We start from the raw sequence: 11,621 nt of genomic DNA, 5'->3' as shown, positions 1-11,621 counted from the left end.
CTTTGCCTTGCTCAATCGTCTTCGTCGCTGTGCAGCCGCCGTCGTACGGACAGCAGCTCCACCTCGGGCCGGCCGGCGATCAGCCGCTCGCACCGGTCGAGTACGTCTGTGAGGTGTCCGGTGTCCCCGGAGACCACGGCGAGGCCGATCTCGGCCCTGCGATGGAGATCCTGACCGCCCACCTCCGCCACGCTCACCGCGTATTTGCGCTGGAGCTCGGCGATGATCGGACGGACGACGGAGCGCTTCTCCTTCAACGACCGTACGTCGCCGAGAAGCAGATCGAAGGACAGTGTCCCCACATACATGTATGTCCGGATGTCCCGCCGGTTCGGGTTCGTGTCCCTGCGCATTTGGCAGGGACACAAGAACCGTACACGGAACGGCCGGGGCCGATCGACGGAAATATGACCCGTCGACCGGCCCCGACTGTTGAGGTACGGGTCAGCCTCGCGGCTTCTCGCGCATCTCGTACGTCGCGATGACGTCGTCGATCTTGATGTCGTTGAAGTTTCCGAGGTTGATACCGCCCTCGAAGCCTTCGCGGATCTCGGTGACGTCGTCCTTGAAGCGGCGCAGACCGGAGATGTTGAGGTTCTCCGCGATGACCTTGCCATCGCGCAGCAGGCGCGCCTTGGTGTTGCGCTTGACCTCGCCGGACCGGACCAGCACACCGGCGATGTTGCCCAGCTTGGACGAGCGGAAGATCTCGCGGATCTCCGCCGTACCGAGCTCGACCTCTTCGTACTCCGGCTTGAGCATGCCCTTGAGGGCCGCCTCGATCTCCTCGATGGCCTGGTAGATCACCGAGTAGTAGCGGACGTCGACGCCCTCGCGCTCCGCCATCTGCTGGGCACGCCCGGCAGCGCGGACGTTGAAGCCGATGACGATGGCGTCGGAGCCGGTCGCCAGGTCGATGTCCGACTCGGTGACCGCACCCACACCGCGGTGCAGGACCCGGATGTCGACCTCGTCGCCGACGTCGAGCTGGAGCAGCGAGGACTCGAGAGCCTCCACCGAACCGGACGCGTCGCCCTTGATGATGAGGTTGAGCTCCTGGACCAGACCGGCCTTGAGCGCCTCGTCCAGGTTCTCCAGGGAGAACCGGACACCCTTGCGGGCGAAGTTGGCGTTGCGCTCACGGGCGGCACGCTTCTCGGCGATCTGACGGGCCGTACGGTCCTCGTCGACGACCAGGAAGTTGTCGCCCGCACCCGGGACGTTGGTGAGACCCAGCACGAGGACGGGGGTCGACGGACCCGCTTCCTCGACGTTGTTGCCGTTGTCGTCGAGCATCGCCCGGACACGGCCGTACGCGTCGCCGACCACCATCGTGTCGCCGATGCGCAGCGTGCCGCGCTGGACCAGGACGGTCGAAACGGCACCGCGGCCGCGGTCGAGGTGGGACTCGATCGCAATACCCTGCGCGTCCTGCTCCGGGTTGGCCCGCAGGTCGAGCGAGGCGTCGGCGGTGAGGACGACGGCCTCCAGAAGGGACTCGATGTTGAGGCCCTGCTTGGCGGAGATGTCGACGAACATCGTGTCGCCGCCGTACTCCTCGGCCACCAGACCGAACTCGGTGAGCTGGCCGCGCACCTTGGTCGGGTCCGCGCCCTCGACGTCGATCTTGTTGACCGCGACCACGATCGGCACATCGGCCGCCTTGGCGTGGTTCAGCGCCTCGATCGTCTGGGGCATCACACCGTCGTTCGCCGCCACCACGAGGATCGCGATGTCGGTGGACTTCGCACCACGGGCACGCATGGCGGTGAACGCCTCGTGACCCGGGGTGTCGATGAAGGTGATCCTGCGGTCCTCGCCGTTGACCTCGGAGGAGACCTGGTACGCACCGATGTGCTGCGTGATGCCGCCGGCCTCGCCCGCGACGACGTTCGTCTTGCGGATCGCGTCCAGCAGTCGGGTCTTGCCGTGGTCGACGTGACCCATGACGGTCACGACCGGCGGACGCGAGACCAGGGCCTCTTCGCCGCCCTCGTCCTCGCCGAACTCGATGTCGAAGGACTCGAGCAGCTCGCGGTCCTCCTCCTCCGGGCTGACGATCTCCAGGACGTAGTTCATCTCGTCCGCGAGCAGCCTGAGCGTGTCGTCGGAGACGGACTGCGTCGCCGTGACCATCTCACCGAGGTTCATCATCACGGCGACGAGCGACGCCGGGTTGGCGTTGATCTTCTCCGCGAAGTCGGTGAGGGAGGCACCGCGCGACAGACGGACGGACTGTCCGTTGCCGCGAGGCAGCATGACGCCGCCGACCGACGGGGCCTGCATAGCCTCGTACTCCTGGCGCCTCTGCCGCTTCGACTTGCGGCCACGACGCGCGGGACCGCCGGGACGGCCGAACGCACCCTGTGTGCCACCACGGCCGCCGGGGCCGCCGGGACGTCCACCGAAGCCGGGACGACCGCCGAAGCCGCCGCCACCGCCGGGACGACCCGCACCGCCGCCACCACCGCCGCCACCGGGACGGCCGGCGAAACCGCCGCCACCGCCACCGGGACCGGCCGGACGGCCTGCGAAGCCGCCGCCACCGGGACGACCTGCGCCGCCACCGCCACCGGGACGACCGCCACCGCCGGGACCACGGCCACCGCCGGGGCCACCACCGGGACGCGGGCCGGCAGCGGGACGCTGCGGCATCATGCCCGGGTTCGGACGGTTACCACCGGGGGCACCGCCCGGACGGGGAGCCTGCGGACGGGGCATGCCGCCCGGAGTCGGACGGGCACCGCCGGGGCCCTGAGGCCGTCCGGCCTGTGCGCCACCCGGGCCGCCCTGCGGACGCGGGGCGCCCGGACGGTCCTGGCCGCCACCGGGGCGCGGGGCGCCGCCGGGACGGGGCGCCTGCGGACGGGCCATGCCCGTCGAGCCGCCGGAGGTGAAGGGGTTGTTGCCCGGACGGGGACCCGCCGGACGTGCGCCACCGGGGCGCGGCGCGCCCTGGCCCGCGGGACGTGCCGGACGGTCGCCACCGCGGCCACCGTCGCGCTCGCCGCCACGGCCGCCGTCGCGCTGACCGCCGGCCGGGGCCGGACGGGTGTGGCCACCGGCAGGACGAGGTCCCGGGGTGGCACCCGCGGGACGCGGGGCCTGCTGCTGCGGGGCAGCGGGCTGGGCCGGAGCCGGAGCCGAGAACTCCGCAGCGGGGACCGGAGTCACCGGAGCGGGCTTGGGCGCGGGCTTCGGGCCCGGACGCGGGCCGGCGGACGGCGCGGAGGGCGCCGCGGGAGTGCTGCTCGCCGGTGCTGCGGCGGCCGGCTTGGGGGCCGGGGCGCCGGGCTTCGGGGCAGCGGGACGTGCCGCAGCGGCCGGGGAGGGCGCTGCGGGCTTCGCGGGCGTCGCCTTGCGGGGCGCGCCAGGCTTTGCAGCGGACTTGCCGGCGTTGCCGCCGGGCCCCTGCAGTGCGTCAGTCAACTTGCGTACAACCGGCGCCTCGATCGTCGAGGACGCCGAACGGACGAATTCACCGAGTTCTTGGAGCTTGGCCATGACGACCTTGCTCTCGACGCCGAACTCCTTGGCGAGTTCGTATACCCGGACCTTAGCCACTTCGCTCCTTTTAGGTCCGGGTTACCGCCGGACCGTCGCTACTTCATGGGCGTACTCATCGCGTACTCATCGAGTGCTCATCGCAATCTCGACCTACTTCCAACTCGCGAGGTACCTGACCGCACGGGGACCCGTGCCGTTCAATTTCTTACGGTGTCACCCGCTCGACGAGCCGCTGCACTGCGGCGGCGTCGAACGGCCCCTTGGCCTTGAAGGCCCGGGGGAAGGCCCGGCGGCGAACCGCCAGGTCCAGACAGACGGAGACGGGGTGTACATAGGCACCCCGGCCGGGCAGCGTACCGCGAGGATCGGGAACGCAGGCGTCCCCGTCCACGACGATGCGCAGCAGCTCGCTCTTGGCCGCTCGCTCCCGGCATCCCACACAGGTTCGTTCAGGGCAAGCGCGGGCGTGCGTCCGGCCAGACACGTTTAAGTCTACCTCCCCGCACCGACCTCACCCCTTTGGGGCAAAAATCGAACGGATGTTGTCGTGTTCTCAGCGGCATGCCGCCGCGATGTATTCCCTGCGGCATGCGCCGCCGGCCCCCGGGAGAGCCCCTTCCGGGGCCGCGCCCGTGGTCCGGCGCGGGCCGCCCGCCCGGCGATCGCCGGGTCAGCCGCGCTCCGAACGCTCGCGGGCCCGCTCGGCCCGCTCGCGGTCGGCGACGTCACGCTCGGCGTCGGTCTCGGTGTCCGGACGGATGTCGATGCGCCAGCCGGTGAGGCGGGCGGCGAGGCGGGCGTTCTGGCCCTCCTTGCCGATCGCGAGCGACAGCTGGTAGTCCGGGACGGTGACCCGGGCGGACCGCGCACCGAGGTCCACGACCTCGACCTTGCTCACCCGTGCGGGCGACAGGGCGTTGGCGACCATCTCGGCCGGGTCGTCCGACCAGTCCACGATGTCGATCTTCTCGCCGTGCAGCTCGGCCATGACATTGCGCACCCGGCCACCCATCGGACCGATGCAGGCGCCCTTGGCGTTCAGCCCCGAACGGGTCGAACGGACCGCGATCTTGGTGCGGTGACCGGCCTCGCGGGCGATCGCGCAGATCTCGACGGAACCGTCCGCGATCTCCGGGACCTCCAGCGCGAAGAGCTTCTTCACCAGGTTGGGGTGGGTCCGCGACAGCGTGACGGACGGACCGCGCACGCCCTTGGCGACCCGCACGACGTACGTGCGCAGGCGCAGGCCGTGGGTGTACTCCTCGCCCGGCACCTGCTCCTGCACCGGAAGGATGGCTTCCAGCTTGCCGATGTCGACCAGGACGTTCTTCGGGTCCTTGCCCTGCTGGACGACGCCGGTGACGACATCGCCCTCGTGGCCCGCGTACTCCCCGAACGTCCTGTCGTCCTCGGCGTCGCGCAGCCGCTGCAGGATGACCTGCTTGGCGGTGGTCGCGGCGATCCGGCCGAACCCGGACGGGGTGTCGTCGAACTCCTTGGGCTCCTGGCCGGGTTCGAGGTCGGCCGGGTCCTCCTTCGCCCACACCGTCACGTGGCCGCGCGCATCGAGCTCCACGCGCGCGCGGCGGTGGCTTCCGTCCGTACGGTGGTAGGCGATGAGGAGGGCCGACTCGATCGCCTCGACGAGCACGTCGAAGGGGATCTCCTTGTCCTGTGCCAAGCCCTTCAAGAGCTTCACATCGATGTCCACGGCTACGCCTCCTCTTCCTTCTTGTCCTTGCGGCTGAATTCGATCTCCACGCGCGCCTTGGCGATCTCGTCGAAGGCGACCCGGCGGGACGTGGGCCTGCGGCCCTTGACGCCCGGCACTTCGAGGTCGAGGCCCTCTTCGTCCACGGCGAGGATGCGGGCCACCAGGTCGCCGCCCTCGCGCAGCTGCAGCTTGGCCAGGCGGCCCGTGGCACGTACGTAGTGGCGGTGCTCCGTCAGCGGACGGTCGGCACCGGGGGAGCTGACTTCGAGGACGTACTCGCCCTCGCCCATCGCGTCGGTCTCGTCGAGCTTCTCGGAGATCGCGCGGCTCAGCTCGGCGCAGGCGTCCAGCTCCACGCCCTCCTCGGAGTCCACGATGATCCGCAGCACCCGGCGGCGGCCCGCCCGGGACACCTCGATCTCTTCGAGATCCAGCTGCTCGGCGCTGACGAGCGGTTCGAGCAGTCCGCGCAGCCTCTCGCTCTGGGTGGTGCTCATCCGGGTGACTCCTCGGCCGCGTGTGCTGTTGTGGGGATCTCGCGTGTCAGGTCAAAGGGTATCCGGTCCCGAGGGGTGTTGGCGTCCGCCGGCTCCGCGACCGCGGGTACGCTCGCCTGCGGTGATCACTTCAGGACAGATCCAGTCAAGACAGGTCCAGCCCGGAGGAGAACAAGTGCGGCGCACGGGGACGACGCGCAGAGGTGCGCTCACCGCGACGGGAGCGCTCGCCGTGGGGGCCGTGCTGGCCGGCTGCGGCGGCGGGTCCGGGCAGCGGGAGGGCTCCGCCGGCACCGACGGGGCGACAGCGGCGGAGCAGGCCGCGGCCATGCGGACGGAGAGGTCGCTCCGGGCGAGTGCCGCCGGTACCAGCAGGGAGCTCCTCGCCCGGTACGAACAAGTGGCAAGGGCCTATCCGGCGACCGCCGCGGGGCTCTCGCCGCTGCGGGACGCCGTACGGGCCCATGCCGAGGCACTGGCGGCCGACGGCGGCAAGGCGCTCGTGTTCGCGCGGACGCGCGCGACCGACGCCGGGTCCGCGCTCAAGGAACTGGCCGCGGCGGAGCGCCGCACCGCCGACATCCATACGGCGGCGCTGCTGAAGGCCCCTCCGGAGCTGGCCCGGCTGCTGGCGTCCATCGCGGCGGCGGGCGCGGCCCACGCCTATCTGCTGACCGAACTGGCCAAGGAGACCTCGTCATGAGCGCCGGGACACAGAGGGCGGCGCAGGCGGCGCTGGCCGCCGAGCACGCGGCGGTGTACGGGTACGGGGTGGTCGGCGGCCGGGTCGCCGACGGCCGCCGGGCCGAGGCCGCCGCGGCGTACCACGCGCACCGGGCCCGGCGCGACGCGCTGGTGCGGACCGTGCGCGACCTGGGCGGTGAGCCGGTGGCGGCCCAGGCCGCGTACGCTCTGCCGTTCGCGGTGCCGGACCCGGCCGCGGCGGTACGGCTGGCCGCCCTGCTGGAGGACCGGGTCGCGGCCGTGTACTCCGATCTCGTGCGGGCCGCCGAGGGGCCGCTCAGGCGGGAGGCGGCCGACGCGCTGCGGGAGGCCGCGGTGCGCGCGGTCCGCTGGCGGGGCAGCGGCGTACCCTTTCCCGGTCTCGCCGAGCGGACCGCCGACGGGACCGGGGCGAAGGCCGGGTCCGGCGCGAAGCACGGGTCCGGCGCGAACGGCGCGAACGGCAGGTCCGGCGCGACGCACTGAAGAAGCTCTGAAAGGGAACAAAGCACGTATGGGTTTCGAACCGCCGCAGCGTCTGGTGCGAGCGCTCGGCGAGTCGTACGGGGACGACGCCGCCGACTGGCTCGCGCGGCTGCCCGCACTGACCGAGGAAGCGCTGTCCTCGACCGGGCAGAAATCAACCGTGGACCGGGTCGCCGCCCCCGGTGGCCGCAGCAGCCTGGTCCTGCTGGTGACGCTCCCCGACGGCACCCCGGCCGCGCTGAAGATCGCTCCGTCCGGGGCCGCACCCGAGCTGGAGCAAGCGGCGCTCGCGCACTGGAACGGCTGGGGCGCGGTACGGCTCCTCTCCTCCGGCACCGGCGCCCTGCTGCTGGAGCGGCTGCACCCCGAGGTGTCGCTGCGCTCGCTGCCGGAGGCGAAGGCGCTGCTGGAGGCGGCGGGCACGGTGCGCCGGCTGTGGGTCGAGCCGCCGGCCGGCCATGGATTCGAGACGGTCGCCGAACGGACCGGGCGCCGTACGGAGCCGATGCGCGCCTGTGCCGCGGCCGACCCGAGCCTGGAACCGCTGGTCTCCGCGGCGCTCGCGGCGCGCGAGGAACTGGTCGCCCACTCCCCCGAACTGCTGCTGCTGCACGGCAATTTCCGCCAGAGCAAGGTGCTTGCGGGCGAGCGGATGCCCTGGCTGACGGTCGGGCCTGAGCCGCTGGTCGGCGAGCGGGCCTACGATCTGGCGCGCCTGGTGCGCGACCGTGTCGAGGACCTGATCGCCTCCCCGGGCGGCGCGGTGACGGCCCGTCGCCGGATCAGGAAGCTCGCCGATTCGCTGGATGTGGACCGGGAACGGCTGCACGGCTGGACGCTCTTCCGTGCGGTGGAGTCGGGTACCCGGGCGCTGGCGGTCGGCCGTCGCCAGGAGGGCGAGGTGGCGCTGGAGTTCGCCGGCTGGCTGTAGCGGTCCGCGAACGCAGGAGGCCCCCGCGCGGTGCGCGGGGGCCTCCTGTTCGCTTGCGGTGTCAGCCCTGGGTGGTGAGGCGGCTGATCGCCTCGTCGACCGTGAGCTCCTCGCGCTCGCCGGTACGGCGGTCCTTGAGCTCCAGGACGCCCTCGGCCGAGCGGCGGCCGGCGACCAGGATCTTCGGGATGCCGATCAGCTCGGCGTCGGTGAACTTCACACCCGGCGAGACGCCCGCCCGGTCGTCGACCATGACCCGCACTCCGGCGGCGGCCAGCTTCTGAGAGACGTCGAGGGCCAGCTCCGTCTGGAGCGCCTTGCCCGCCGCGACGACATGGACGTCGGCCGGGGCGATCTCGCGGGGCCAGCACAGCCCCTGCTCGTCGGCGGTCTGCTCGGCGAGCGCGGCGACGGCGCGGGACACGCCGATGCCGTACGAGCCCATGGTGACCCGGACCGGCTTGCCGTTCTGGCCGAGCACGTCGAGCTGGAAGGCGTCCGCGAACTTGCGGCCGAGCTGGAAGATGTGGCCGATCTCGATGGCGCGGCCCAGCTTGAGGCCGGCACCGCACGCGGGGCACGGGTCGCCCTCCTCGACCACGACGACGTCGAGGTAGTCGTCGACCTCGAAGTCGCGGCCGGCGACGACGTTCTTCGCGTGGGTGCCGGGCTTGTTCGCGCCGGTGATCCAGGCGGTGCCGGCGGCGATGCGCGGGTCGGCGATGTAGCGGACCTTCTCCAGCCCCTGCGGGCCGACGTAGCCGCGCACCAGGTCGGGACGGCCCTCGAAGTCCTCGGCGGTGACCAGCTCGACGACGGCGGGCGCGAGGTGCTCGCCGAGCTTGCCGAGGTCGACCTCGCGGTCGCCGGGCACGCCCACGGCGACGATCTCGCCGTCGACCTTGACCAGCAGGTTCTTCAGGGTCGCGGCGGCCGGGACGCCCAGGTGCGCGGCGAGCGTCTCGATGGTGGGGGTGTCGGGGGTGTCCAGCTCCTCGACGGGACCGTGCGCCGAGCCGTCCACGGGGGTGGCCTTGAAGGTCACGGCCTCGGTGTTGGCGGCGTAGTCGCAGGCGGGGCAGTCGACGAAGGTGTCCTCACCGGCGGGGGCGGGGGCCAGGAACTCCTCGGAGGCCGAGCCGCCCATCGCGCCGGAGACGGCGGAGACGATGCGGTGGTCGAGGCCGAGCCGCTCGAAGATCCGGATGTAGGCGGCGCGGTGCAGCTGGTACGCCTCGACGAGCCCCTCGTCCGTGGTGTCGAAGGAGTACGAGTCCTTCATCTGGAACTCGCGGCCGCGCAGCACACCGGCGCGGGGGCGGGCCTCGTCCCGGTACTTGGTCTGGATCTGGTAGAGGATCACGGGCAGGTCCTTGTAGGACGTGATCTGATCCTTGACGACCTGGGTGAAGATCTCTTCGTGGGTGGGGCCGAGGAGGTACTCGGCGCCCTTGCGGTCCTTGAGCTTGAAGAGCAGGTCACCGTACTCGTCGTAGCGGCCGCTGGCGTCGTACGACTCCTTGGGGAGCAGGGCGGGAAGCAGCACTTCCTGGCCGCCGATGGCGTCCATCTCCTCGCGCACGACGCGGGTGATGTTCTCCAGGACCTTCTTGCCGAGCGGCAGCCAGGTCCAGATCCCGGCCGCCGTGCGGCGTACGTAACCGGCCCGGACGAGCAGCTTGTGGTTGAGCGTCTCGGCGTCCGCCGGGTCGTCGCGCAGTGTCTTGATCATCAATCGGGACATGCGCTGGACCTGGGCCATGATGAACTCCTGCTCGGAAGGGTGATGTGCAGGAGGTTAGCCGGGCGGTGCGGGTGGGCGGAAATCGATTGGGCGCCGGCCCTGCCCCGCCTGTCCGTCGCGACGCAGCGGGAGCGGGGCTCCCATCACCGCGTACGGCTTGGGAGCGCTGGGGAAGAGCACCTGCCGGGCCAGGTCCCGGTAGCCGAGGCTGCGGTACAGGCCACGTGCCGGGCTCTCCGTGTCGATCGCGGAGAGGATCGACCGGGGCTCGTCGACGGCGTCCGTGACGGTGGTGATCAGCGCGCGGCCGATGCCGCGGTTCTGGAACGCCGGGTGGACGTGCAGTTCGGTGATGACGAACGAGTCGTCGAGCCAGTGCGCGGAGCCGGTGGCGCGGAGGTAGGGCTCGACGACGGTGGACCACCACTGGCCGCGCTCGTTCGGCATGCCGTAGACGAAGCCGACGAGCCGGCCGCCGGGGGTGGTGGCGCCCAGGGCGCGGGCGCAGGGGTGGTCGAGGTGTCTGAGGACGATGTGGCGCCGCACCTCGATCTCTTCCGGGACCAGGCCGAAGGCGACGGCCTGCACGGCGAGCGCCTCGTCCACGCGCGCGGCGAGATCGACCGGTCCGATCCGGACGCTGGGAGTGTGGGGGCCGCCCCCGGAAACTGCTGCCATGGGCCGACCCTACTGGCCCGGACGGGGCGGGCGGTACGGGTCGGTGGCACCGGCCCGCGCCCGGTCAGAACAGCACGCTCATGAACGCGCCGGTCTCGCGGAAGCCGACCCTGGCATACGCCCTGCGCGCGGGGGTGTTGTAGTCGTTCACGTACAGACTGACAACGGGGGCGACGTCGGCCAGCGCGTAGCGCAGGACCGCCGCCATGCCGGTCTCGGAGAGACCCCTGCCGCGGTGTTCGGGAGCGACCCAGACGCCCTGGATCTGGCAGGCCTGCGGGGTGGCCGCGCCGATCTCCGCCTTGAAGACGACCTTGCCGTCGTCGATCCGGGCGAACGAGCGGCCGGAGCCGATGAGCTCGGCGACGCGTGCCTGGTAGAGGAGTCCGCCGTCGCCCGCGAGCGGGGAGATGCCGACCTCCTCGGTGAACATCGCCACGCAGGCCGGCATCAGGACGTCCATCTCGTCCTTGCGGATGCGGCGGACCAGGGGGTCGGGGGCGACCTCGACGGACGGGCTCTCGGTGATCATGAGCGGCTGATGGGCCCGGACCTCGCGGGCGGGGCCCCAGCCGGGTTCGAGCAGCCGCCACAGCTGGGCGGTGGGCTCCGCGGGACCGACGATCGAGGAGCAGCGGCGGCCGGCCCGGCGGGCGCGCTCGGCGAAGGCCCTGACGGCCTCGGGGGTGGCGCAGATCGGCACGAGGTTGGCGCCCGAGTAGCACAGCGAGCGCAGCCGGCCGTCGGCGTACCAGCCCCACATCTCGCCGCCCAGACGCCATGGATCGAGGCCGGCGATGCGGACCCGGGCGGTCACGAAGGCGTTGGCGACGGGTTCGCTCTCCAGGACGGCGAGAGCGGCGCCGAGGTCGCTGGGTTCGAGGACCCGGGTGGTGGTCTGCGTCAACACGAGGGGGCCTCACCATGCGGTCTGCTGATTTCCGCACTGTACCCAAAGAGGCTGATGCGTGCCGCCCGTCCCCGGGATCGGCGTCCGGACCGCTCGGTGAGGCCGCTCACGACCGCGCCCCGCCGGACGGTGGTCCTCCGGCGGGGCGCGGTCGTGCACGTCGTGGTTCAGCTGATGGAGACCTCGGGCTCGCCCGAGGCGATGCCGTCCTTCTCCATCTGCTCCGCGATCTTCAGGGCCTCTTCGATCAGCGTCTCGACGATCTTCGACTCGGGCACCGTCTTGATGACCTCGCCCTTCACGAAGATCTGTCCCTTGCCGTTGCCCGACGCGACACCCAGATCCGCCTCACGGGCCTCACCCGGACCATTGACGACACAGCCCATCACGGCCACCCGCAACGGCACCTCCATGCCCTCAAGACCCGCACT

General features: G+C 71.7%; 12 protein-coding genes. 3 read left to right on the top strand and 9 right to left on the bottom strand.

Going from position 1 to position 11,621, the window contains the following annotated elements; all coding sequences use genetic code 11:
* Positions 1–11: 11 nt before the first annotated feature.
* The 5 genes from ACFVT1_RS37765 to rimP form a co-directional block, all read right to left on the bottom strand.
* Positions 12–308 carry a DUF503 domain-containing protein gene (locus ACFVT1_RS37765; RefSeq protein ID WP_362209687.1) on the bottom strand — a complete coding sequence of 99 codons (297 nt, stop codon included), beginning with the start codon at positions 306–308 and terminating at the stop codon, positions 12–14.
* Between the two features lie 136 nt (positions 309–444).
* A complete protein-coding gene (gene infB, locus ACFVT1_RS37760) occupies positions 445–3,564 on the bottom strand; it encodes a translation initiation factor IF-2 (RefSeq protein ID WP_389804456.1) in 3,120 nt (1,039 codons plus the stop codon).
* 148 nt (positions 3,565–3,712) lie between these two features.
* Positions 3,713–3,991 (bottom strand): YlxR family protein, encoded by a 279-nt coding sequence (locus ACFVT1_RS37755; protein WP_389804454.1) that lies wholly within the window; start codon positions 3,989–3,991, stop codon positions 3,713–3,715.
* 186 nt (positions 3,992–4,177) lie between these two features.
* The gene (nusA, locus tag ACFVT1_RS37750; protein WP_362209695.1) at positions 4,178–5,218 is read right to left on the bottom strand and encodes a transcription termination factor NusA; all 1,041 of its coding nucleotides are present in this window, start codon (positions 5,216–5,218) and stop codon (positions 4,178–4,180) included.
* A 2-nt stretch (positions 5,219–5,220) separates the two neighbouring features.
* The gene (gene rimP, locus ACFVT1_RS37745; RefSeq protein ID WP_362209697.1) at positions 5,221–5,718 is read right to left on the bottom strand and encodes a ribosome maturation factor RimP; all 498 of its coding nucleotides are present in this window, start codon (positions 5,716–5,718) and stop codon (positions 5,221–5,223) included.
* 175 nt (positions 5,719–5,893) lie between these two features.
* Here rimP and ACFVT1_RS37740 point away from each other — a divergent pair, with 175 nt between their 5' ends.
* The 3 genes from ACFVT1_RS37740 to ACFVT1_RS37730 are packed head-to-tail and all read left to right on the top strand — an operon-like array spanning position 5,894 to position 7,858.
* The gene (locus ACFVT1_RS37740; RefSeq protein WP_389804450.1) at positions 5,894–6,421 is read left to right on the top strand and encodes a hypothetical protein; all 528 of its coding nucleotides are present in this window, start codon (positions 5,894–5,896) and stop codon (positions 6,419–6,421) included.
* Entirely contained in the window at positions 6,418–6,927 is a 510-nt protein-coding gene (locus ACFVT1_RS37735) for a ferritin-like domain-containing protein (protein ID WP_389804448.1), read from the top strand. The genes ACFVT1_RS37740 and ACFVT1_RS37735 overlap by 4 nt, the downstream gene beginning before the upstream one ends.
* 28 nt (positions 6,928–6,955) lie before the next feature.
* Positions 6,956–7,858, top strand: a complete 903-nt coding sequence (locus ACFVT1_RS37730; RefSeq protein ID WP_389804446.1) for an aminoglycoside phosphotransferase family protein — start codon at positions 6,956–6,958, stop codon at positions 7,856–7,858.
* A 61-nt stretch (positions 7,859–7,919) separates the two neighbouring features.
* Here the strand turns inward: ACFVT1_RS37730 and ACFVT1_RS37725 are convergent, their stop codons facing one another.
* From ACFVT1_RS37725 to ACFVT1_RS37710, 4 genes are all read right to left on the bottom strand, one after another.
* Positions 7,920–9,620 carry a proline--tRNA ligase gene (locus ACFVT1_RS37725; protein WP_389804443.1) on the bottom strand — a complete coding sequence of 567 codons (1,701 nt, stop codon included), beginning with the start codon at positions 9,618–9,620 and terminating at the stop codon, positions 7,920–7,922.
* Between the two features lie 36 nt (positions 9,621–9,656).
* Entirely contained in the window at positions 9,657–10,280 is a 624-nt protein-coding gene (locus ACFVT1_RS37720; protein WP_362209711.1) for a GNAT family N-acetyltransferase, read from the bottom strand.
* 64 nt (positions 10,281–10,344) lie between these two features.
* Positions 10,345–11,190 (bottom strand): GNAT family N-acetyltransferase, encoded by an 846-nt coding sequence (locus ACFVT1_RS37715; RefSeq protein WP_389804440.1) that lies wholly within the window; start codon positions 11,188–11,190, stop codon positions 10,345–10,347.
* A gap of 167 nt (positions 11,191–11,357) precedes the next feature.
* Positions 11,358–11,621, bottom strand: a 264-nt coding sequence (locus ACFVT1_RS37710; RefSeq protein ID WP_389804437.1) for a flavodoxin-dependent (E)-4-hydroxy-3-methylbut-2-enyl-diphosphate synthase, incomplete at its 5' end; no start/stop codon positions are given.

It is taken from the genome of Streptomyces sp. NPDC057963 (assembly GCF_042887155.1).
GTDB lineage: Bacteria > Actinomycetota > Actinomycetes > Streptomycetales > Streptomycetaceae > Streptomyces.
Note: the sequence above shows the minus strand (reverse complement) of the source record. Positions and strands in the feature narration are given on the sequence as shown.